Annotated in this window: 19 protein-coding genes; 13 read left to right on the top strand and 6 right to left on the bottom strand. The window is 69.7% G+C overall.

Annotated elements, in window-relative coordinates; all coding sequences use genetic code 11:
- Positions 1 to 41 precede the first annotated feature (41 nt).
- Both PG2T_RS04570 and PG2T_RS04565 read left to right on the top strand, forming a co-directional pair.
- Positions 42 to 1,031 (top strand): dihydrodipicolinate synthase family protein, encoded by a 990-nt coding sequence (locus PG2T_RS04570; protein WP_068803034.1) that lies wholly within the window; start codon positions 42 to 44, stop codon positions 1,029 to 1,031.
- A gap of 219 nt (positions 1,032 to 1,250) precedes the next feature.
- Positions 1,251 to 4,712 (top strand): pyruvate carboxylase, encoded by a 3,462-nt coding sequence (locus PG2T_RS04565; RefSeq protein WP_068803033.1) that lies wholly within the window; start codon positions 1,251 to 1,253, stop codon positions 4,710 to 4,712.
- Positions 4,713 to 4,856: 144 nt separating this feature from the next.
- On the opposite strand, the gene PG2T_RS04560 is transcribed toward PG2T_RS04565, so the two are convergent.
- The 3 genes from PG2T_RS04560 to PG2T_RS04550 form a co-directional block, all read right to left on the bottom strand.
- On the bottom strand, positions 4,857 to 5,459 hold the full coding sequence (locus PG2T_RS04560) for a glutathione S-transferase family protein (protein ID WP_068803032.1): 603 nt from the start codon (positions 5,457 to 5,459) through the stop codon (positions 4,857 to 4,859).
- A 330-nt stretch (positions 5,460 to 5,789) separates the two neighbouring features.
- The gene (locus PG2T_RS04555) at positions 5,790 to 6,668 is read right to left on the bottom strand and encodes a CHAD domain-containing protein (RefSeq protein WP_068803031.1); all 879 of its coding nucleotides are present in this window, start codon (positions 6,666 to 6,668) and stop codon (positions 5,790 to 5,792) included.
- Positions 6,669 to 6,678: 10 nt separating this feature from the next.
- On the bottom strand, positions 6,679 to 7,875 hold the full coding sequence (locus tag PG2T_RS04550) for a class I SAM-dependent rRNA methyltransferase (protein WP_202816422.1): 1,197 nt from the start codon (positions 7,873 to 7,875) through the stop codon (positions 6,679 to 6,681).
- A 360-nt stretch (positions 7,876 to 8,235) separates the two neighbouring features.
- Here PG2T_RS04550 and PG2T_RS04545 point away from each other — a divergent pair, with 360 nt between their 5' ends.
- From PG2T_RS04545 to gspM, 11 genes are read left to right on the top strand one after another with little or no spacing between them, the layout of a single operon-like run.
- Positions 8,236 to 8,760 carry a type II secretion system protein N gene (locus tag PG2T_RS04545; protein ID WP_068803029.1) on the top strand — a complete coding sequence of 175 codons (525 nt, stop codon included), beginning with the start codon at positions 8,236 to 8,238 and terminating at the stop codon, positions 8,758 to 8,760.
- Complete coding sequence (gene gspD, locus PG2T_RS04540) at positions 8,757 to 10,691, top strand: type II secretion system secretin GspD (protein WP_068803028.1); 1,935 nt, start codon at positions 8,757 to 8,759, stop codon at positions 10,689 to 10,691. The genes PG2T_RS04545 and gspD overlap by 4 nt, the downstream gene beginning before the upstream one ends.
- Entirely contained in the window at positions 10,657 to 12,168 is a 1,512-nt protein-coding gene (gene gspE / locus PG2T_RS04535; protein WP_236953295.1) for a type II secretion system ATPase GspE, read from the top strand. Before gspD ends, gspE begins: the two co-directional genes overlap by 35 nt.
- A 2-nt stretch (positions 12,169 to 12,170) precedes the next feature.
- The gene (gene gspF, locus PG2T_RS04530; RefSeq protein ID WP_068803027.1) at positions 12,171 to 13,382 is read left to right on the top strand and encodes a type II secretion system inner membrane protein GspF; all 1,212 of its coding nucleotides are present in this window, start codon (positions 12,171 to 12,173) and stop codon (positions 13,380 to 13,382) included.
- A complete protein-coding gene (gene gspG, locus PG2T_RS04525; RefSeq protein WP_068803026.1) occupies positions 13,382 to 13,819 on the top strand; it encodes a type II secretion system major pseudopilin GspG in 438 nt (145 codons plus the stop codon). Before gspF ends, gspG begins: the two co-directional genes overlap by 1 nt.
- A 10-nt stretch (positions 13,820 to 13,829) precedes the next feature.
- On the top strand, positions 13,830 to 14,336 hold the full coding sequence (gene gspH, locus PG2T_RS04520) for a type II secretion system minor pseudopilin GspH (RefSeq protein ID WP_068803025.1): 507 nt from the start codon (positions 13,830 to 13,832) through the stop codon (positions 14,334 to 14,336).
- A complete protein-coding gene (gene gspI, locus PG2T_RS04515) occupies positions 14,336 to 14,797 on the top strand; it encodes a type II secretion system minor pseudopilin GspI (RefSeq protein ID WP_068803024.1) in 462 nt (153 codons plus the stop codon). The genes gspH and gspI overlap by 1 nt, the downstream gene beginning before the upstream one ends.
- A complete protein-coding gene (gspJ, locus tag PG2T_RS04510; protein ID WP_068803023.1) occupies positions 14,794 to 15,339 on the top strand; it encodes a type II secretion system minor pseudopilin GspJ in 546 nt (181 codons plus the stop codon). Before gspI ends, gspJ begins: the two co-directional genes overlap by 4 nt.
- Positions 15,339 to 16,250 carry a type II secretion system minor pseudopilin GspK gene (gspK, locus tag PG2T_RS04505; RefSeq protein ID WP_068803022.1) on the top strand — a complete coding sequence of 304 codons (912 nt, stop codon included), beginning with the start codon at positions 15,339 to 15,341 and terminating at the stop codon, positions 16,248 to 16,250. The genes gspJ and gspK overlap by 1 nt, the downstream gene beginning before the upstream one ends.
- On the top strand, positions 16,250 to 17,413 hold the full coding sequence (gene gspL / locus PG2T_RS04500; protein ID WP_068803021.1) for a type II secretion system protein GspL: 1,164 nt from the start codon (positions 16,250 to 16,252) through the stop codon (positions 17,411 to 17,413). Before gspK ends, gspL begins: the two co-directional genes overlap by 1 nt.
- Positions 17,410 to 17,907: a type II secretion system protein GspM gene (gene gspM, locus PG2T_RS04495; RefSeq protein WP_068803020.1), complete on the top strand. Its 498-nt coding sequence runs from the start codon at positions 17,410 to 17,412 to the stop codon at positions 17,905 to 17,907. Before gspL ends, gspM begins: the two co-directional genes overlap by 4 nt.
- A gap of 42 nt (positions 17,908 to 17,949) precedes the next feature.
- Here the strand turns inward: gspM and PG2T_RS04490 are convergent, their stop codons facing one another.
- The 3 genes from PG2T_RS04490 to PG2T_RS04480 form a co-directional block, all read right to left on the bottom strand.
- Positions 17,950 to 18,921, bottom strand: coding sequence for an alpha-ketoacid dehydrogenase subunit beta (locus PG2T_RS04490; RefSeq protein WP_068803019.1), 972 nt, complete (start codon positions 18,919 to 18,921; stop codon positions 17,950 to 17,952).
- On the bottom strand, positions 18,914 to 19,912 hold the full coding sequence (locus PG2T_RS04485) for a thiamine pyrophosphate-dependent dehydrogenase E1 component subunit alpha (protein WP_068803018.1): 999 nt from the start codon (positions 19,910 to 19,912) through the stop codon (positions 18,914 to 18,916). Before PG2T_RS04485 ends, PG2T_RS04490 begins: the two co-directional genes overlap by 8 nt.
- A gap of 183 nt (positions 19,913 to 20,095) precedes the next feature.
- On the bottom strand, positions 20,096 to 20,845 hold the full coding sequence (locus tag PG2T_RS04480; RefSeq protein WP_068803017.1) for an SDR family NAD(P)-dependent oxidoreductase: 750 nt from the start codon (positions 20,843 to 20,845) through the stop codon (positions 20,096 to 20,098).
- Between the last annotated feature and the right edge of the window lie 127 nt (positions 20,846 to 20,972).

Genomic DNA, 20,972 nt, shown 5'->3' with positions numbered 1-20,972 from the left:
CGGCTATACCATGCGGTTTCCCGTTCACGAGGAGAAACCCGATGGCCAAGTACACAAGCCAGGAAGCCAAGCAGTGGGCCCGCCAGCACATGGTCGGTTCCACCAATGCCCCGACCACCCCGTTCAAGGCGGATTTCAGCCTGGACGAGGCGGGCCTTGCCTATAACGTCGACAAATATGCCGAGATCGGCCTGTACGGCCTGATGACCGGCGGCAACATGGCCGAGGGCTGGAACATGACCCCGGCCGAGTGGAACCGCTACACGGAAATCTGCGCCAGCGCCAACCGCGGCCGCATGATGCTGACTTCGGTGATTCTGGATCCCTCGCCGTTCACGGTGATCGAGAAGGCCAAGTTCCTGGACAAGCTCGGCTACGACCTGATCGAGGTCATCAATCCGGTCATCCAGCTGCGCTCGGATGCCGATCTTTACGGCTACTACAAGTATTTGAACGACCACAGCCCGCTGGCCATCGTGCTCTACCAGACGCCGACCGCCGGCGTGGTGCTCAACCACGGCCTGATCAACCGCCTGGCCGACCTGCCGATGATCGTCGGCATCAAGAACGGCGTCAGCAACCCGGCCGACAGCATCGCCATGCGCAAGCTGTGCGGCGACCGCATCGTGGTCACCGAGCCGATGGAGTCGTTCTATCTGTGGGACCGCATCGTGCACGGCGCCCAGTGCATCTTCGGCACGCTCGAAGTCATCATGTATGGCCGCAAGCGCAACCGCTTCTTCGAACTGGTGGAACTGGCCAACGCCGGCAACTTCAACGAGGCGCTGCCCATCTACCGCGAACTCGAACCCATGCGCGACCTGCTGACTGAGGTCTTCATGATGCCGCTGGTCACGCGCAACACCTACGCCCTGGCGCCGATCAAGTACTGGATGGAACTGCTGGGCTTCAGGATGGGCGTGTGTCGCCCGCCGCTGGCGCCGACCTGCGACGAGGCCACCAAGGAGCGCATTCGGGACGCGCTGCTCGGTGCCGGCGCCATTGTCGAGGAAGACCTGAAGGCGGCTTGAGGGGCATTGCCCCGCGTCGCAGCGCAGCGCAGCGCAGCGCAAGGCTGCGCTGCGACGTTGTTTGATGCCTTGCAGCGGCTGCGTGATCACGTGGGTCAGCGGGCAGCCCCCCGCTGCTATGCTGGCATCGCTTTTGCACACACAGTTCGACGGTTCCCGGTCGTCGCCGGGCGAGCCGTTGTCGCTTGTCATTCAGTGGTTTCCCCGAGGTCGACATCCATGCCGAAAACCGGCAGCAAACACCCTGCGCCGCGCCGCTTCCGCAAGCTGCTGGTCGCCAACCGAGGCGAGATCGCGATTCGCGTGTTTCGCGCCTGCACGGAAATGGGCATCCAGACGGTGGCCATCTATTCCGAGCAGGACCGCCTGCACCTGCACCGTTACAAGGCGGACGAGGCTTACCTGGTCGGCGTCGGCAAGGAGCCGGTGCGCGCCTATCTGGATTTCGAGGAGATCATCGAGCTGGCGCTGGCTCGCGAGGTGGACGCCATCCACCCCGGCTATGGTTTCCTGTCGGAGAACGCCGACTTCGCGCGCGCCTGCGAGGCGGCCGGCATCGTTTTCGTGGGGCCCTCGTCGCAGGTGCTCGAATCGATGGGCGACAAGGTCTACGCCCGCGACGTCGCCATCCGCGCCGGCGTGCCGGTCATTCCCGGCACCGACGGCGCGGTCCAGACGCAGGCACAGGCGCTGGCCTTTGCCGCCGAGGCGGGCTATCCGCTGATCGTGAAGGCGGCCATGGGCGGCGGCGGGCGGGGCATGAGCATCGTGCGCGACGAGGCCGGCCTGCGCGACGCGCTGGCCCGCTCGCAGGCCGAGGCCCAGGCCGCCTTCGGCAGCGCCAAGGTGTTCATCGAGCGGTATCTGGAAGGCCCCAAGCACATCGAGGTGCAGATTCTGGGCGACCGCCACGGCAACCGCGTGCACCTTTTCGAGCGCGACTGCTCGGTGCAGCGCCGCCACCAGAAGGTGGTCGAGATTGCCCCGGCCTTCACGCTGAGCGAGGCGCAGCGCCAGGCCCTGTGCGCGGACGCGCTGAAGATCTGCGCCGCGGTGGACTACAGCAACGCCGGCACGGTGGAGTTTCTGCTCGATCGCCAGGGCCGGCATTACTTCATCGAGGTCAACCCGCGCATCCAGGTCGAGCACACCATCACCGAGCTGATTACGGGCCGCGACCTGGTGCAGGCGCAGATTCGCGTCGCGGAGGGCCATCGCCTGGACTCGGACGCCATCCGCATCCCCAGCCAGCAGGCCGTCGAGCGCCGCGGCTGCGCCATCCAGGTGCGCATCACCACCGAGGATCCGGCCAACAACTTTGCCCCGGACACCGGCCAGATCACGGCCTTTCGGGCCGGCGAGGGCTTCGGCATTCGCCTCGACGCCGGTTCCGGCTTCGAGGGTGCGGTGGTGTCGCCGCATTACGACTCGCTGCTGATCAAGGTGTCGGCCTTCGCGCTGGATTTCGACCAGGCGGCGGCCAAGGCGCTGCGCGCGCTGCGCGAGTTCCGCATCCGCGGCGTGAAGACGAACATCCCGTTCCTGGAAAACGTGTTGCAGAACGAGACCTTCCTGAAGGGCGAGTGCGACACCACCTTCATCGAGGACCACCCGGAGCTGTTCCGCTTCCGCCCGCGCCAGGACCGCGCCAACAAGCTGCTGGCCTATTTGGGTGACGTGATCGTCAACGGCGCGCCGGAGGTGGACCGGGCGCTGATCCCCAAGCTCGTGCATGCCGCGCCGCTGCCGAAAGTGACGCACGAGGCGCCGCCGACCTCGCCGGCGTTCGCGGCGTTCCAGAAGCAGGGCGCGGCGGGACTCGCCCGCTGGGTGCTGGAGCAAAAATCCGTCCTGCTGACCGACACCACCTTTCGCGATGCGCACCAGTCGCTGCTGGCCACGCGCGTGCGCAGCTACGACATCGAGCGCGTGGCGCATGCCACGGCGCACCTGACGGCCGGCTTCTTTTCGCACGAGATGTGGGGCGGGGCCACCTTCGATGTTGCCTACCGCTTCCTGCATGAGGACCCGTGGCAGCGGCTGCGCGTGCTGCGCCGACGCATGCCGGGCACGCTGCTGCAGATGCTGCTGCGCGCCGGCAACGCGGTCGGTTACGCCAACTACCCGGACAACGTGGTGGCGCGCTTCATCGAGCTGGCGGCCGGCAACGGCATCGACGTGTTCCGCATCTTCGACTGCCTCAATCAGGTCGAAAACCTGCGCCCGAGCATCGACAAGGTCGTGGAGTGTGGCAAGGTCGCCGAGGCCGCCGTCTGCTACAGCGGCGACATCAGCGACGGCAAACGCAGCAAGTTCACGCTGCCGTACTACGTGGAGCGGGCACGGCAGATCGAGCGCGCCGGCGCGCACATCCTGGCCATCAAGGACATGGCCGGGCTGCTGAAGCCCGACGCGGCGCGGATTCTGGTCACGGAGCTGAAAAACGCCGTCGATCTGCCCGTGCACCTGCACACCCACGACACCGCCGGCAACGCCGTCGCCACGCTGCTGGAGGCGGCGCGGGCCGGGGTGGACATCGTCGATGGCGCGCTGTCGTCCATGTCCGGCACCACTTCGCAGCCGTCGCTGAACGCGCTGGTCTATGCCCTGGCCAGCGGCGAGCGGGCCACCGGCATCGACCCGCACGGCCTGCAGGCGCTGGCCGATTACTGGGAGGTGGCGCGCGAGGCCTATGCGCCGTTCGAGTGTGGCCTCAAGGCCGGCTCGGCCGACGTCTACGAGCACGAAATGCCCGGCGGCCAGTATTCGAACTTCCGCACCCAGGCCATCTCGATGGGTCTTGGCGAGCGCTGGGACGAGGTCAAGCGCGCCTACCGCATGGTCAACGACATGCTGGGCGACATCGTCAAGGTGACGCCCTCGTCCAAGGCGGTCGGCGACATGGCGCTGTTCATGGTGCAGAACGACCTCACGCCGGACGATGTCATCGCCCGCGGCGCGGAACTGGCGTTCCCGGATGCCTTCGTCGATCTTTTGGCCGGTCGCATGGGCCAGCCGGATGGCGGCTTTCCCAGGGCGCTGCAAAAGGCGGTGCTCAAGGGCGAGAAGCCGCTCAAGAAGCGCCCCGGCGCGCTGCTGAAAGCCTACGACTTCGAGGCCGCGCGCAAGGCCTCCGGCCATCGCAAGTTGAGCGACGAGGACCTGGTGGCACAGGCCATGTTTCCGCAGGTGTTTCGCGACTACGCGCGTTTCGTCGAGCGCTGCGGGGACGTGTCGGTCATCGACACGCCGATCTTCTTCTATGGCCTCAAGCCCGGCGAGGAGGGCGTGGTCACCATCGACGAGGGCAAGACCCTGATCGTCAAGCTGCTGGCGATTGGCGAAATGGAACCGGACGGCACGCGGCAGGTGTTCTTCGAGCTCAATGGCCGCCGCCGCGACGTGGTCATCCAGGACCGCTCGGTGGCCGGCAAGCGACAGCAGCGCGAGCGCGCCGACCCGGACAATGCCAACCACATCGCCGCGCCCATGGCCGGCAAGATCGCGGCGCTGCACGTGCGGGAGGGCGAGGCGGTGGCCGCCGGCGCGCGGCTGGTCACCACTGAGGCCATGAAGATGGTCAATCTGGTGGCGGCGCCGCATGCCGGCCTGGTCAAGCGTCTGGCGGTGCAGGTCGGCGACACGGTGCGCGCCGGCGACCTGCTGTGCGAGCTGGGTTGAGGCTCCGCCCCGCAATGTAGGAGCACAGCTTCGCTGCGTGATTGTTTGTCTGATCGCCCGGCAAGCCGGGCTCCTACAACCGATCCCGGCCGTGGCCGCAGCTCAGTGTAGGAGCGCAGCTTCGCTGTGCGATCCGGCGGCTTTTCAGCCCGGCCAGTTCTGGATTGCCTGCCAGGCCGGTCGGGCCGCCAGGCGATCCAGATACCGATGCACGGTGCCCGGCAGGGCAAGGCCCGCATCACGCAGTGCCGCCAGGTGCGGCAGCATCACCAGATCGGCCAGCGTGTAACGGCCGAGCAGGTAATCGTTACCGCCCAGCGCCTCGGCCAGGATTTCCAGGTTCCGGTCGACGGTTGCGCGCAGCGCGGCGATCGCCTGTGCGTCGCGCGCCGCTTCGGGTTTGGCCATTTCCGCTGTCAGGCGCTGGCGCGGCGGGTTGAAGGTGGCCGGTTGCCACACCAGCCACTTGTAGACGCGGGCGCGCTCGTCGAGCGCCTGCGGCAACAGCTGGCCATGCGGGTATTTCTCGGCCAGGTACAGCAGGATGGCCGACGACTCCCACAGCACCAGCTCGCCGTCCACCAGCGTCGGCACCACGCCGTTCGGATTCAGCCGCAGATAGTCCGCGGAACGTTGTTCCCCGGCCGCCAGATCCACCGTCACCAGCTCGCAGTGGACTCCCAGCTCCGCCAGGCACAGCCGCACCTTGCGCGTGTTGCCGGACCGGAAATAGCCATACAGCTGCATCGTCTGTGCTCCCGCGAATGCCCGCTGCGACAGTATGTCGCATTCTCAAATGCGCGCCGGCTGGCCACACTCCCGCGCCGAATTCATCGGCATGCATCTGCGCCTTGCGGCGCCCGGCAGGGCCAGCGTCCGACGCTGGAGTTTCTGCGCCCGGTGTATCAGGAACTTGACGACCCGCAGCCGGCCAATGACTGGACCCTGAATGCAGGCTGGCAGTTTGCGTTCTGAGGTCGGCGCGCGGCGCAGGGACGCGCCGCCAGGATCGGCGTCGGTAAGCCGCTGATTTTGGGCCCTATCGGAAAACTGTAGGAGCCCGGCTATGCCGGGCGATCATCGCGCTCGCGTGGCGCACCGCCACCAGGTCTTCAGGCGGCGCCTGTAGCTGCCGCCGCCTTCGGTGTAAAGCCGCTGGCAGATGTCAAGCGCCTCGGGCGCCAGGCTGTCCTGGCGCTTCGCCGCGAGCGTGTCCACGCGTATCCGGTCGGCCGGCGGCAGGGTGCTGCCGGCAAGCCGCTCGCGCAGCACGGCGCAGTCGTGGTGCAGGCCGAGCAGCTCCGCGGCCCGGTCGGCCTGCGCATGCAGGGCGCCCAGCGGCCCGGGCCACAGCGGTCGCAGCAGGCGCAGGTGGTAGAGGTGATGTTTCAGCTGCCGGCGCAGGGCGTGCAGGCGCTCGGCGTCGGGACTGCGCAGCGCCCGTTTCAGGGCGCGGCGGCCCGCGCGGTAGTTGGCGGCGAATCCCCGCGCCAGCGTGTCGAAATCCCAGGCGCCTGCCGCATGCTCGGTCAGTGTGGCGGCGGATTCCTGCAGCGCGAGGCGCGCGGCTGTCAGGTCCCCGGCGTCCAGCTGTGGGGTGCCGGGTGCCTGCCAGGCCTGGCGCAAGGCCTGCAGGGCACTGGCAGTCGCCTTCGGCGGGCGCGCCCTGCTCAGCGCGTCGATCGTGCGCAGCAGCACGGCGGCGTCGCGGCTGGGTGCCAGGGCACGACCGGCGGCGCGTAATCCGCCTTCGCAGCCGGCCAGCGAGTGGTGATGCGCATTGCCGCCCAGCAGGCGCAGGGTTGCGCGGGCTTTCTTTATGTGCCGGCGGGCGGCGTGTATGGCTGCCTCATCTGGTATATCAGCCAGCTCGCCCAGCGCGCCGCCGATTTCGTCCTGCAGCAAACGCAGCAGCTCCGCCGCCAGGGGGTGTCCGATGTGCAGTTCGAACGCCACGGGCCGGCCCCTACAACACGCGGCAGAACGCCACTTTCAGGTAATCGGCCTCCGGCATGCCCGGCATCTGCGGATGGTCGGCGCCCTGGTGGCCGCGTTCCAGCATCTGCAGGCGGCGGTTCAGGGGCAGCGCCGCGCGGCGCAGCAGATCCCGGAAATCGGCCTCCGGCAGGTGATGTGAGCAGGACGCACTGACCAGAAAGCCGCCCGGCACGACCAGCTGCATGGCCAGGCGATTCAGGCGCTGGTAGGCCTCCATGCCGGCCTCGGCATCGCGCTTGCGCTTGATGAAGGCCGGCGGGTCGACAGCGACCAGATCGAAACGCTCGCCGGCGTCCAGCAGGGAGGCCAGCACGTCGAAGGCATCGCCCTGGCGGGTTTCGACGGTGTTGCCCAAGCCATTGCGCTGCGCGTTGTCGCTGAGCAATGCCAATGCCGGGGCTGAGGCGTCCACGCACAGCACCTGCGTGGCGCCGGCGGCGGCGGCCTGCAGACCCCAGGCGCCGACATACGAGAACCCGTCCAGCACCCGGCCGTCGCCGACGTAGGCACGCAGGCGCTCGCGATTTGGCCGCTGGTCGAAGTACCAGCCGGATTTCTGGCCGCCGTGCAGCGGTACCGTGAAGTCGAGCCCACCCTCCAGCACCTGGCCGAACTCGGGCACGCTGCCGTACAACACCTGCGGGTCGCCGGTAGCGAGGCCTTCCAGCTCGCGTCCGAAGCCGTCGTTGCGGGCCAGGATGCCGGCCGGCTGGAGCAGCTCGACCAGGGCGCCGACGACAGCGTCGCGCAGGGCTTCCGTGCCGGCGGTGCTGACCTGCATCACCAGGTGGTCGCCGTAGCGGTCCACCACCAGGCCCGGCAGGCCGTCGCCCTCGGCGTGGACCAGACGGTAATGCGGCGTGCGGTACAGGCGCTGGCGCAGCGTCAGCGCGTCGGCCAGGCGCCGTTGCAGCAGTGCCGTCACTGCATCGGCGTTGCCCAGCACCCGGCGCGACAGCAGACGCGCGCAGATCAGTGAACGCGGGTTGACGTAAGCGGTGCCCAGCGGCCCGCCACGGGAACTCTCGATGGTGACCAGTTGCCCGGGTGAAAAGGCCGTCAGCGGCGTGGCGGCGATGTCCACCTCGTTGCTGAACACCCACAGATGCCCGGCACGCAGGCGCCGCTCTTCGTTACGTTTCAGGCGCAGCGGTGCAAAGCTCACGATGGGCGGTCCGACTGATGGGTGGAACGGCATTATGAACGGTTCGTCATGAGCCGGATGGGAGCGCCGGGAAGGCGGATCGCAATCTGGCGACAGCGGGCCAGACCGCGCGCAGGAGGGGCAGGGCGGCTATGTGAGCCCAATCCGGTCGTGCGTCCGACCGGATGCAGCTGAAATCTTGGGCTGTTTCATTTGTGTTACCGAACGGCCGCGGCGGTCCGCCGATGAGGCGGCGAGTGCATCCTGCTGCCGGGAACCGGCGCAGCGACTGTAAGGGAACTGTAAAGGTCCGCGGCGAGCATAGCGCCCTGGTTCGAAACCGCTCGCGCCGCGCGCCAGCGTCCGGAGGATTGAGACGGCATGAAGGTGGCGAGCAGCGCGGGGCCGCAGCGCTTACCGGCACGCGTGGCTGCCGTGCTGTTTGCCGGGCTCCTGGCGCAGGCCGGCTTCGACCTGTGGCGCAGCCGGCAGGAGGTCCTGGAAGGCCCGGCCGCTGCGGTGCGGGCCGAGCCTGTGGCGCCGCCGTCCGGGGCGGATGTGTCGCTGATCATCGACCGGCATCTGTTCGGTCAGCCGGCGTCCGATGCCGTGGCGCAGGCGGCGCCTGAAACCCGGGCCAACCTGGTGCTGGGGGGCATCTGGTTCGCGCCCGGAACCGAAGGCTACGCCCTGATCGGCGAGCCTGGCCAGCAGCAGCGGCTGTACCGCGTCGGCGCGCAGCTGCCGGCGGATGCGCAGTTGCTGGAGATTCAAGCCGATCGCGTGTTGCTGCGCCGTCGCGGGCAGCGCGAGTTGTTGCTCCTGCGCCCGCAGGTGCCTGAATCCGCCTCGCCCTCCGCGAGCGCGGCCACCCCTGCCGAACTGATGAGAAAAAGGTTTCGATGACCGTTGCTGCGCTGCGTGCCCGCCTGGCGGGACTGTTCCTGGCCTGGTGTGCGCTGACTGTGGTAGCCGAGCCGGTGACGCTGAACCTGAAGGACGCCGACATCCTGGCGCTGGTGGAGCTGGTGGCCGAGGCCACCGGCCGCAGTTTCATAGTCGATCCCCGGGTCAAGGGCACGGTCAACGTCGTATCGCCCGGCCCACTGGACAAGGACGCCCTGTATGAGGTGTTCCTGTCGGTGCTGAAGGTCAACGGTTTCGTGGCCGTGCCCAGCGGTTCGATGACCAAGATATTGCCGGACACCAGCGCCCGCACCGAGGCGCCCTTTGGCGCTGCGCCGGAAGCACGGGGCGACGCCCCGGCGACGCGGGTGATCAAGCTCGAAAATGTTCCGGCGGCAGCGCTGGTGCCGGTGCTGCGGCCGCTGCTATCGAAGGACGCGCACCTGGCGGCGGCGCCGGCCAGCAACACGCTGATCATTTCCGACGCCGCCGCCAACGTGGAGCGCCTGGCGCAAATCGTGCGCCGCATGGACCTGCCAGCCACCGGCGACGTGGAGACGGTGGCCCTGCAAAACGCCACCGCCACCGAGGTCGTGCGCGTGCTGGAAACCCTGCAGCAGCGCACCGCCGGCGGCGAAGGCGGCAACGCGCGCGGCGCTTTCGTGGCCGACGAGCGCAGCAACAGCGTGCTGATCGGCGGCAGTCGCGACACGCGCCTGGCCCTGCGCGCCATCATCGCCAATCTGGACCTGCCGCAGGCCGACCGCAGCGGCAACATCCACGTCGTCTACCTGCGTTATGCCAACGCCGAGGACATGAAATCGGTGCTCGAGGGCGTCATCAATGCCCTGCAGAAAGTGCCCGCGGCTCAGGGCGAGACCGATCCTTCGGGCGGTCTGTCCACGGTGCAGTCGGACCCGGGCACCAACGCCCTGATCGTTTCCGCCCCGCCCAGGCTGTGGTCGTCCATCGAGGCGGTGGTGCAGAAGCTGGACATTCCGCGCGCGCAATTGCTGGTGGAGGCGGTGGTGGTGGAGGTGTCGAGCACGCTGGCGCGCGAGCTTGGCGTGCAGTGGCGCGGCAGCGTGGATTACGACAACAACCGCGGCGTCATCGGTGGCACGAATTTCGACAATACCGGCGCCGGGGCGGATCGCAGCAACCTGAATCCGTTCGGCAACCTGGGCGATGGTCTGAATCTGGGATTTCTGGACGGCACGCGCAGCATCCTGGGCGCCAACATCACCATGGGCGTGCTGGTGCGGGCACTGCAGGCCGATACCGGCAGCAATGTGCTGTCCACGCCCTCGCTGGTGACGCTCGACAACCACGAGGCCGAGATCATCGTCGGCCAGAACGTGCCGTTCATCACCGGTTCCTACAGCACGCCGGCCAATGTGGACAACGCGCCGTTCCAGACCATCCAGCGCGAGGACATCGGCCTGAAGCTCAAGGTCAAGCCGCAGATCAACCAGGATGGCACCGTGCGGCTGGAGATTGCGCAGGAGGTGTCGTCCATCAGCGATGCCACGGTCGGCTCGGACATCATCACCAACAAGCGCGCCATCACCACCACGGCGGTGGTGCAGGACCAGCAGATGGTGGTGCTCGGTGGCCTGATGGACAGCAGCCTGCGGCGCAGCGAATCGCAGGTGCCGGTGCTGGGCTCCATTCCGCTGATCGGGCGCATGTTCCGCTACAGCTCGACCACCGGCGGCAAGACCAACCTGATGGTGTTCATCCGCCCGCAGGTGCTGCGCGATGCCCAGGTGACCGCCCGCGTCACCGGCGACAAGTACGACGCCCTGCGGCGCCTGCAGCGGCTGGATGCCCAGGACCGGGAACAGCTGGCGCCGGGTGCAGCGCCGATGCTGCCGGCGCTGGAGGAGGTACTGCGTGGAGCCCAAGGCGCCGCCGCTGCCGCCCCCTGACGCGCCGGCGGTCCCCGGGTTGCCGTTCGCCTACGCCAACCGGCACGGCGTGCTGGTCGACGACGGTGGGCCGGACGCGGTCACGCTGCTGCACCGCCCCGGCCTGCAGGCGCACACGCTGGCCGAGGTGCGGCGCTTGCTGCAGCGTCCGCTGCGGCTGCAGGCGGTCACGGCCGACGCCTTCGAGGCGGCGCTGCGCCGCGCCTACGAGGACGGCGGCCGCGCCAGCGCGCAGGTGATCGACGACATCGGCGACGGCGCGAACCTGGACGACCTGGCGCAGGCGCTGAGTCAACCGCAGGATCTGCTCGACAGTGCCGACGACGCGCCGATCATCCGCCTGCTGAACGCCCTGCTGGCCGAGGCCATCCGCGAGGGCGCTTCCGACATCCACATCGAGCCGTTCGAGCAGCACCTGGTGGTGCGCTTCCGGGTCGACGGCGTGCTGCGCGAGGTGCTGCGCCCGCAGCCGGCGCTGGCCAGTCTGGTCATCTCGCGCGTCAAGGTCATGGCGCGCCTGGACATTGCCGAAAAGCGTCTGCCGCAGGATGGCCGCATCTCGCTGCGCGTGGCCGGTCACGCGGTCGACGTGCGGGTATCGACCATCCCCTCGGCGCACGGCGAGCGGGTGGTGCTGCGCCTGCTGGACAAGCAGGCCGGGCGGCTGGACCTGACCCATCTGGGTCTGCCGGACAGCCTGCTCGGCCTGGTGGACGGGCTGATCCACCGCCCGCACGGCATCCTGCTGGTGACCGGCCCCACCGGCTCGGGCAAGACGACGTCCCTGTACGCCATGCTGACGCGCCTGAACGACCGCTCGCGCAACATCCTGACCGTCGAGGATCCGGTCGAGTACTACCTGGACGGCATCGGCCAGGTGCCAGTCAACCCGCGCATCGACATGAGCTTCGCCCGCGGCCTGCGCGCCATCCTGCGTCAGGACCCGGACGTGGTGATGGTCGGCGAGATCCGCGACCTGGAGACGGCGCAAATCGCCGTGCAGGCCAGTCTGACTGGCCATCTGGTGCTGTCCACGCTGCACACCAACACGGCCGCCGGCGCCGTCACGCGTCTGCGCGACATGGGTATCGAGCCGTTTTTGCTGGCCTCCAGCCTGATCGGCGTGATCGCCCAGCGCCTGGTGCGCAAGCTGTGCCCGCACTGCAAGCGGGCCTATACCGCCACTGCCAGCGAGTGCGCGTTGTTGGGTCTCGATGCGGCGGCGCCACCGACCCTGCACGCCGCCGTCGGCTGTGCGCAGTGCCTGGACAGCGGCTACCGCGGCCGCAGCGGCGTATACGACCTGGTGCTGGTGGACGAGACCCTGCGCGGGCTGATCCATGACGGCGCCGCCGAGGCGGCGCTCGAAGAACACGCCCGGCGCCACACGCCCAGCCTGTTCGACGATGGCCGCCGCCGCCTGCTGGCCGGCGATACCAGTCTCGACGAGTTGCTGCGCGTCACGCAGATGCAGTGACCATGGCCGCCTATCAATACACCGCGGCGCGTCCGGACGGCGCCAATGCACGCGGCCTGATCGAGGCCGACTCGGCCCGCCTGGCGCGTGCCGAGCTGCGCCGCCAGGGTCTGCTGCCGCTGGACCTGACCGAGGTGCGGGCCAGCCGCGCCGGGGCCGGCTTTTCGCTGCGCCGCGAGCACCTGAACGGCCAGGAACTGGCGCTGCTGACGCGCCAGCTGGCGGTGATGGTCGACAGCGGCCTGCCGCTGGAAGAGACCCTGCGCAGCGTGGCCGAACAGGCCGAGGCGCCGCGCCTGAAGCGTGTGCTGACCGCCGTGCGCAGCCGCGTGCTGGAGGGTCATTCCCTGAATGCCGCGCTGGCCGAGCACCCGCACAGCTTTGCCGAGTATTACCGCGCGGCGGTCAGCGCCGGCGAGGCGGCCGGGCGCATGGGGCCGGTCATGGATCGCCTGGCCGATTTCATGGAACAGCGCCAGGCCCTGCAGCAGCGGGTGATGCTGGCGCTGTTCTACCCGGCCACGCTGACGGTGGTGTCGATCGCCGTCGTGATCGGCCTGCTGACCTACGTCGTGCCGGAAATCGTGCAGGTGTTCGACCGCATGGGCCAGGCGCTGCCGTGGATCACGCGCGCGATGATCGCGGTCAGCGGCTTCCTGCGCACCTGGGGGCCGGCGCTGCTGGTGGTGCTGGCGGCGGCGTTGATCGGCATGCGACTGCTGCTGCGCGTGCCCGCGCTGCGGCTGCGGTTTGCAGCCGGTGTGCTGCGCCTGCCGCTGCTCGGGCGGCTCATGAAGGGTCTGGACGAGGCGCGCTTCACCGGCACGCTGGGCACGCTGGTCGGTGCCGGCGTGAATCTGGTCGATGCGCTGCGCGTGGCGGCGCGGGTGGTCGGCAACCGGCACCTGCGCGCCGGCTTCGAGGCCGCGGCCGAGCGCGTGCGCGAGGGCGCGGCGCTGAATCAGGCGCTGCGCCGCGAGCGCCTGCTGCCGGCCATGAGCCTGCGCCTGATCGCCAGCGGCGAGGCCGGCGGCGAACTGGGGGCGATGCTCGAACGCGCCGCCACGCTGCAGGAGCGCGCCTTGCAGAACACCGTGGCGGTGCTGCTGGGCGTGTTCGAGCCGGCGCTGATCCTGTCCATGGGCGGCGCTGTGCTGGTGATCGTGCTGGCCATCCTGATGCCCATTTTCGAACTCAACCAACTGGTGAAGTGATGCGTGCTTACCGATCGAGCGAGAGCGGTTTTACCCTCATCGAGGTGATGGTGGTGGTGGTCATCCTGGGCATCCTGGCGGCATTGGTGGTGCCCAAGATCATGGGCCGCCCGGACGAGGCGCGGGTCATCAAGGCCCGCCAGGACATCCAGGCCGTCGAGGCGGCGCTGAACCTGTACCGCCTGGACAACCACGTGTATCCGGGCACCGACCAGGGCCTCAAGGCGCTGGTCGAGAAGCCCTCCGGCGAGCCGCCGGCGCCCAACTGGAAGGCCGGCGGGTATCTGGATCGCATGCCGCAGGACCCGTGGGGCCGCGACTACCAGTACCTGAACCCCGGCCTGCACGGCGAGATCGACATCTGGAGCTACGGCGCCGACGGCCAGGAAGGCGGCGAGGGCGTGAATGCCGATCTTGGCAACTGGGCGCAGCCCTGAGCCGGAATCCATGCACCGTCAGCATGCCTTCACCCTGCTCGAACTGGTGGTCGTGCTGGCGCTGATCGGTGTGATCCTGTCCTTCGCACGCCTGTCGCTGGGCGATGGCGGCGCCGCGGCGCGGCTGGAGCAGGACGCCCGTACGCTGGCGGCGGCGCTGCGCCTGGCGCATGACGAGGCAGTGCTGGACGGGCGCGAATTCGGCCTGCGCCTGGCCGGGGACGGCTACGACTTCATGCAGTTGTCGGGCAAGACCTGGCGGCCCCTGACCGGTCGCCAGCCGCTGCGCGCGCGCCGGCTCGGCGCCGGCCAGCAGCTGACGCTGCGCGTCGACGGCTACCCGGTGGCGCTGGCCGGCAGTCTGGACGGCGTCGACCGACCGCAGGTCTTTCTGCTGTCGAGCGGCGAGGCGACGCCGTTTTGCGTCGCCGTCGAGAGCCGCGAGCAGCGCGTCTGGCAGGTGTGTGCGCAGGCCGACGGGGAAATTGCCGTGACCGCGCCCGGGGTCGCCGGCTGATGCACGGGCCGATGCGCGGCTTCACGCTGCTGGAGGTGCTGATCGCGCTGGTGGTGGTGGCGGTCACGCTCACGGCCGCCACGGCGGCGATCGGCGGCGCGGCGCGCCGGCAACGAGGGCTCGAGGAGCGCACCTTTGCCACCTGGGCCGCGCACAACACGCTCGGCCGCCTGCGTCTGGACGGTCTGGCGGGCGATCACGCCGAGCGGCAGCAGGCACTGGCGGGGCAGCGACTGCAGGTCACGGTGCAGGCTCACGACCAGGAGGCGCTGCGGCGGCTCGAGCTGGTGGTGCACCGGGTCGGCGAGGATGAAGTTCTCGCACGCCTGACCGGATTCCTGCCGAGGCCGACGGTGGAGCCGCTGCCGATGTCGAATCCGGGGCCGGCGCCGGAGTCCGGGTCGCAGCAGCAGCCCGCGTCCGACGGGGCGTCGGGGCCGGTACCGGAGCCGCCGCTTTGAGGACGGCGCGCGGCTTCACGCTGCTCGAACTGGTGGTGGCGCTGGCGGTGTTCGCGGTGCTGGCGACGCTTGCCTACGGCAGCTTGGCGCAGTTGTTGGCGGCCCGCGACCGGCTCGCCGGTCGGGCGGAAGCCCTCGGGCGTCTGCAGCTGGCTTATTCCTTGCTGGAGCGCGACTGTCAGGCGCTGGTGGCCCGCCCGGCGCGGGACGAACTGGGCGATCCGGAGCCGCCGTTGCGCCGGGCGCCGGACGGCAGCCTCGAGATCACCCAGGGAGCCTGGAGCAACCCGCTCGATCAGCCGCGCGCGCAGCTGCAGCGCGTACGCTGGCAGGTACGAAACGGCGTGCTGTACCGCGATGCCTGGCCGGTGCTGGATCGCGTTCCCGGCAGCCGGCCGAATTCGCAACGCGTGCTGGACGAGGTACAGCACTTCGCGGTCGGCATCGAGACGGGTCGGACTGAGCGGGCCGTGTCGGTAAGGCTCGATGGCCGGCCGTTTGGCCCGATCGAGTGGCTGTTCGTGGTCGCGGGGGAAGCATGATGCGAACCCCACAGCGCCAGCGCGGCGTAGCGCTGATCCTCGCCCTGCTGCTGATGACGATCGCCACCGTGGTGGCGGTGGCGGTGGCCTCGAACGAGGAATTTGCCATCCGCCGCAGCAGCAACGTCCTGCGCCGCGCGCAGGCCAGTGAGTACCTGACCGTCAGTGAGTATCTGGCGATGGCCCGGCTGCGGCCAGGACCGTCGGATGCGGCGGCGCCGTCACCGGTACACATCGATCTCCCCTGGCCGCTGGACCTGCCGGGCCAGGCGCAAGTCCAGGACGCACAGGGCTGTTTCAACCTGAACACTCTGTCCCTGCCGGCCGGTGAGACGGACCTGGCCGAACAGCGCTTGCGGCGCCTGCTGGAGCTGCTGGACCTGTCGGCCGACATCGCCGATCAGCTGCTCGACTGGCTGGACGAAGACACCAACGCGCGCTTTGCCGGCGCCGAGGACGATGCCTACAGCCGTCGCCGGCCGCCCATGCGCGCGGCCAATGCGCCGCTGGGCGACGTATCCGAGCTGCGCCTGTTGCCGGCCATGGACGCCGAGGCTTACGCCGCGCTGGCGCCGCTGGTCTGTGCGCTGCCGGCGCAGGCGGGGATCAACGTCAACAGCGCGCCGCCGCTGCTGCTGATGGCCCTGGCCGAGGGTCTGCGCCTGGGCCAGGCACGCGATCTTGCGGCACGCGCCGCGGCCACGCCGTTTGCCAGTCTCGATGCCTTCCTGAGCGACCCGGCGCTCAGCGGCGTGCTGCTGGACGGCGGCGGGCTCACGGTGCGTTCGGACTGGTTCACGGTGCGGGCGCAGGTCACGCTCGACCAACTGCTCCTGCAGCGCGACAGCCTGCTGCAGGTGCAGGACGGTCAGGTGCGCGTGCGCCGTCGCCGCGAGCAGGTGGGGGGCTGATGGCGCTGCAGTATTTTCGCTGGGATGGCGCCGATGCCTGGCAGTGGCTCGAGCGCGGCGCGCTGCGTGAGGGCGATACCGCGGCCGCCGCCAGTGCCGCCGGCGGGGAGCCGGTGGGCGTCGTGCTGGCCGCGCCGCAGGTGTGGGTGAGTGCGCAGACCCTGCCGCGGCTGCCGGCCGCCCGGCTGGCCCGGGCGGCGATGTTTGCGCTCGAAGACCAGCTGGCGAGCGATCTGGACGCCGTGCAGGTGGCGGTCGGCAAGCGCCGCGCCGACGGCCTGACCGAGCTGGCCGTGATCGGCCGTGCGCAGCTCGATGCCGCGCTCGCCCGCCTGCGCGAAGCGGGGCTGAAGGTCGCCGGCATCACGCCGCTGGCGGCCCTGCTGCCGGTCGACGCCTTTACCGTGCTCGCCGAGCCCGATCACCTGACCGCACGCCTGGGCGCCCAGGCCAGCCTGTGCGGCGCCCCGCAGCAGATCGGGCCGCTGCTGGAGGCATTGGCACCACCGAGCCTGCGCTGGCTGCAAACGCCGGGCGGCCCCCCGCCGCCGCCTGGGCTGGGCGCCCAGATCATTGAAGTGCCCGCCGAGCAGGCGCTTTGCCTCGCCCCCACGCCGGCCAGTCCCGACTTGCTGCAGGGCGCCTACGCACCCGCGCGGCCGCCCGGCCAGTGGCGGCCGTGGCGCCCGGCGGCGGTGCTGGCCGGACTGTGGCTGGCGCTGCTGCTGGCCGGCGGGCTGCTCGAAACGGCTCGCCTTGGCCGCCAGAACGCCGCCCTGCGCACCGCCATCGGTGAGGAATTCACGCGCCTGTTTCCCGAAGAAGGTCGCCCGGTCAGCCTGCGGGCGCAGGCCGAGCGGCGCCTGAAACTGCTGGATCGGGGTGCCCGCGGCGGCGCGCTGCCGCTGCTCGCCGTGGCAGCGCGTGCGCTGCCGCCCGGGCAAATCCTGACCGCGCTCGATTACCGGGACGGCGCCCTGACGCTGGAATTCGGCCTGCCGGACGTGGCGGCGGTGGAGGCCCTGCGAACCCGCCTCGCGGCCGAGCGCGCGGTAAAGGCCGACCTGCCGATGGCCGTGGCCGAAGGCGGCGTGGTGCGCACGCGGCTGGTACTGCGCCCGGCGCCCGGCGCCAGCGCTGTGGCGACGCAGGAGGAGCCATGAGTCGCTGGCCGGCAATGACCGCGCGCTGGCGCCGGCTCGCGCCGCGCGAGCAGCGTTTGCTGCTGCTGGCCGCGGCCGTGCTGGCGCTGCTGCTCGGTTACGGCTTGCTGTGGGCGCCGTGGCAGGCGGCGCGCGAGCGCCTGCGCGCAGACAACGCCCGCCTGCGGGCCGACCTTGCCTGGCTGCAACAGCTGGCGCCGCAGGTGCAGGCGCTGCGCGCCCGGCAACCGGCGGCGGCGGGCGCGGATGCCGGCGGTCCGCTGCCGGTGCGCCTTGATGCCAGCCTGCGCGCGGCGGGTCTGGGCGAGCATCTGTCGAGGCTGGAGCCGGCCGCGGACGGCAGCGTCAAGCTGTGGCTGAACGATGCACCGGCGGACGGCGTGCTCGCCTGGTTGGCCGAACTGGCCGCCCAGGGCGTGGCGGTGGAGTCGCTGGGTCTGGCGCCGGGCGCAGGTCCCGGCCTGGTCAATGCCCGCGCGACGGCGCGCGAGTGATGGCCGGGCCGGCGCAGCGGCCGGGCGGTTTATTCCTGCAGCTCATTCCCGCAACAGGCGCCGGGCGGCGTCCACGATCTGCGCCGCGTCCGGGTAGAAGCCTTTTTCCAGTGCCGGCGAGAACGGTATCTGCATGTCCGGCGCAGTCAGGCGCCGCAGCGGCGCGCGCAGGGACCAGAAGCCGTCCTCGGCGATGGTGGCAAGGATTTCGCCGGCCACGCCGCAGCTTTTGTGGCCCACGTCCACTACCAGCGCGCGGCCGGTTTTAGCGACCGATTCCAGGATCGTCGGGCGATCCAGCGGCACCAGCGTGCGCGGGTCGATCACCTCCAGCGAGATGCCCTCGCGGGCCAGCGTGTCGGCGGCCGTCAGTGCCTCGCGCACGCGCGAGCCGATGGCCACGACGGTCACATCGCTGCCCTCGCGGCGAACGGCGGCCTGCCCGAACGGAATCAGGTAATCGTCCTGCGGCACCTCACCGCGGCTGCCCCACAGCGCGCCATCCTCGAACATGAGCACCGGATCGTCGTCGCGCACGGCGGTCTTGAGCAGGCCCTTGGCGTCGTAGGGGCAGCTCGGCACGGCGATCTTCAGGCCCGGTACCTGCATGAACATGGCGTAGTTGCGGTCCGAGTGCTGCGCCGCCAGGCCGCCGTTGTAGAACAGCGCGGCCCGGAACACCGCCGGCACGTGCGCCTGCCCGCCGTACATGTAGGCGGTCTTGGCGGCCATGCTGACCAGCTGGTCCATGGCCAGGTACATGAAAGACGCGATGGTGAAATCCACGATCGGCCGCATGCCGACCAGCGCCGCGCCGATGGCGACGCCGGTGAAGCCGGACTCGCTGATCGGCGTGTCGCGCACCCGCTCCAGGCCGAAGCGGTCGGCCAGACCGCCGGTGCTGCCGTAGACGTTGAAGGACACGTCCTCGCCCAGGATGAACACGCGCGGATCGCGCGCCATCTCCTGTTCCTGCGCCTCGCGGATGGCTTCCAGAAACGTCAGCTCACGCATGGTCGAAACCGGCGATCGGTGTGCGGTACAGGCCGCGGTGGGCCTCGGCCGGATCCGGCCAGGGGCTCTGCTGGGCGAATTCGAGCGCCGCGGCGACTTCGGCAGCGATGGCCTGCTCGATGCCGGTCAGCGTTGCCGCGTCGGCGATGCCGGTGTCCTCGAGATGCCGGGCGAACAGCGGCAGCGGATCGCGCGCCTGCCAGGCGGCCAGTTCCGATGCGTCGCGGTAGGCGATGGCGTCGTACAGCGGACCTTCGGAGTGGTGCGGGTAGCGGTAGGTCTTGGCCTCGATCAGGCTAGGTCCGGCGCCGTCGCGGGCGCGTTGCACGGCCTGCCCGACGGCAGCATGGACGGCCAGCGCGTCCTGGCCGTCGACGATCTGGCCCGGGATGCCGTAGGCCGCCGCGCGGGCTGCCACGTCCGGCACCCGGCTGATGCGGCCAAAGGCCGTGGTCACGCCGTAGCCGTTGTTCTCGCACAGGAACACCACTGGCACCTGCCAGGCGCTGGCCATGTTCAGCGCCTCGTGAAAATAGCCCTCGTTCGAGGCGCCGTCGCCGAAAAAGCACAGACACACGCGGTCGCTGCCCTGCATTTTGGCCCCCAGTGCGGCGCCAACGGCCACCGGCAGGCCGCTGCCGACGATGCTGCTCTCGCCCAGGCTGCCGACCGAAAAATCGGCCAGGTGCATGGAGCCGCCCTTGCCGCCGTTGACGCCGGTGGCCTTGCCCAGGATCTCCGCCAGCAGCGGACCCAGCGCCGCGCCCTTGCCGATCGGGTGGCCGTGCGAGCGGTGGTTGCCGACCATGGTGTCGTCCCGTCGCAGCGCCATGCAGGCGCCGACGACCTCGGCTTCCTGGCCGATCGACAGGTGTACCGAGCCGGGGATGCGGCCGCGGTCGAAGAGGGTTTTTACTGTCTCGTCGAAACGCCGGATGCGCAGCATGCGCCGGTACATTTCGAGCTGCGTGGCAGGATCGGGTGTGGGCATGGGCAGTCTTGCCTCGCGGATGATGTTCGACGGGCCGGCGGTAACCCGCAGAGCGGGTGCGGCACAGGGATGTGCCGCCATCCTGGGCGCCGGCAGGGCGCCCAGGATGAAGGAAACCGAAACTCACACGTTTCGGTTTCCTTGGTCCGGGGAGCCCGGGACGGGCTCATCCGGACCTTCGACTCAGTGCACGCCCATGCCGCCGTCGCAGTTGATGGTCTGGGCGGTGATGAAATCGCTCGCCGGCGAGCACAGGAACACCACCGTGCCGACCAGGTCTTCGGGCTGCTCGCGGCGTTTCAGGCACTGCGCGGCCAGGATGCCGGTCCACATGTCGCCGCCGATCGACGCCTCGGCCACGCCGGGGGTTTCGGTGAGACCCGGTGCGATCACGTTGACCTGGATGTCGAACTCGCCAAGTTCGCGCGCCAGGGAGCGGGTCAGGCCGATCACCGCGCCCTTGGTGGCCACGTAGGCGGTCAACATCGGCGGCGGGGTATGGAAGGTGGCCGAGGTGACGTTGATGATCTTGCCGCGGCGGCGGGCCTTCATGTCCGGTACGACGGCGCGGATGCAATGAAAGGTGCCGAACACATTGAGCCGGAACAGCCGCTCCAGAAAGGCACCGTCGGTCTGCTCGATGGGTGCGAACGGATAGGCGCCGGCGTTGTTGACCAGCCCGTCGATGGGGCCCAGTTGCGCCTTGATGTCGGCCGCGCAGCGCATCACGGCGGCCTCGTCGGTCACGTCGCAGATAAAGCCGGCGGCCTTGCCACCGGCGGCCTCGATGGCCGCGACGGCCTCTTCGACATTGGCGATGTCGCTCACCGCGACGGTGGCGCCTTCCCGCGCCAGTCCCTCGGCATAGGCCCGGCCCAGGCCACGCCCGGCGCCGGTGATCCAGATCACCCGTCCGTCCAGTTGGCCGCTCATGGTTGCACCTGCTGGGTGGGCTTGGTCGTCATCGTTCTCCTCCGTGCATGAACGGTCGTGAATTATTCAGGCACTGGAAATCTCGCATCGATGCGGCGCCGGGTAAAGCGCGGGCCGGGCGGTTGCG

The organism is Immundisolibacter cernigliae (genome assembly GCF_001697225.1).
In the GTDB taxonomy this organism is placed as follows: domain Bacteria; phylum Pseudomonadota; class Gammaproteobacteria; order Immundisolibacterales; family Immundisolibacteraceae; genus Immundisolibacter; species Immundisolibacter cernigliae.
The sequence above is the reverse complement of the archived record's forward strand: the minus strand, read 5'-3'. Positions and strand labels throughout refer to the sequence as shown.

Bases quoted from the DNA above. Each gene is read 5' to 3' on its own strand.
- PG2T_RS04570 (WP_068803034.1), top strand. From the start codon at position 42: ATGGCCAAGTACACAAGCCAGGAAGCCAAGCAGTGGGCCCGCCAGCAC.
- PG2T_RS04565 (WP_068803033.1), top strand. From the start codon at position 1,251: ATGCCGAAAACCGGCAGCAAACACCCTGCGCCGCGCCGCTTCCGCAAG.
- PG2T_RS04560 (WP_068803032.1), bottom strand. From the start codon at position 5,459: ATGCAGCTGTATGGCTATTTCCGGTCCGGCAACACGCGCAAGGTGCGG.
- PG2T_RS04545 (WP_068803029.1), top strand. From the start codon at position 8,236: ATGAAGGTGGCGAGCAGCGCGGGGCCGCAGCGCTTACCGGCACGCGTG.
- gspD (WP_068803028.1), top strand. From the start codon at position 8,757: ATGACCGTTGCTGCGCTGCGTGCCCGCCTGGCGGGACTGTTCCTGGCC.
- gspF (WP_068803027.1), top strand. From the start codon at position 12,171: ATGGCCGCCTATCAATACACCGCGGCGCGTCCGGACGGCGCCAATGCA.
- gspG (WP_068803026.1), top strand. From the start codon at position 13,382: ATGCGTGCTTACCGATCGAGCGAGAGCGGTTTTACCCTCATCGAGGTG.
- gspH (WP_068803025.1), top strand. From the start codon at position 13,830: ATGCACCGTCAGCATGCCTTCACCCTGCTCGAACTGGTGGTCGTGCTG.
- gspI (WP_068803024.1), top strand. From the start codon at position 14,336: ATGCACGGGCCGATGCGCGGCTTCACGCTGCTGGAGGTGCTGATCGCG.
- gspK (WP_068803022.1), top strand. From the start codon at position 15,339: ATGCGAACCCCACAGCGCCAGCGCGGCGTAGCGCTGATCCTCGCCCTG.
- gspL (WP_068803021.1), top strand. From the start codon at position 16,250: ATGGCGCTGCAGTATTTTCGCTGGGATGGCGCCGATGCCTGGCAGTGG.
- gspM (WP_068803020.1), top strand. From the start codon at position 17,410: ATGAGTCGCTGGCCGGCAATGACCGCGCGCTGGCGCCGGCTCGCGCCG.
- PG2T_RS04490 (WP_068803019.1), bottom strand. From the start codon at position 18,921: ATGCGTGAGCTGACGTTTCTGGAAGCCATCCGCGAGGCGCAGGAACAG.
- PG2T_RS04485 (WP_068803018.1), bottom strand. From the start codon at position 19,912: ATGCCCACACCCGATCCTGCCACGCAGCTCGAAATGTACCGGCGCATG.
- PG2T_RS04480 (WP_068803017.1), bottom strand. From the start codon at position 20,845: ATGAGCGGCCAACTGGACGGACGGGTGATCTGGATCACCGGCGCCGGG.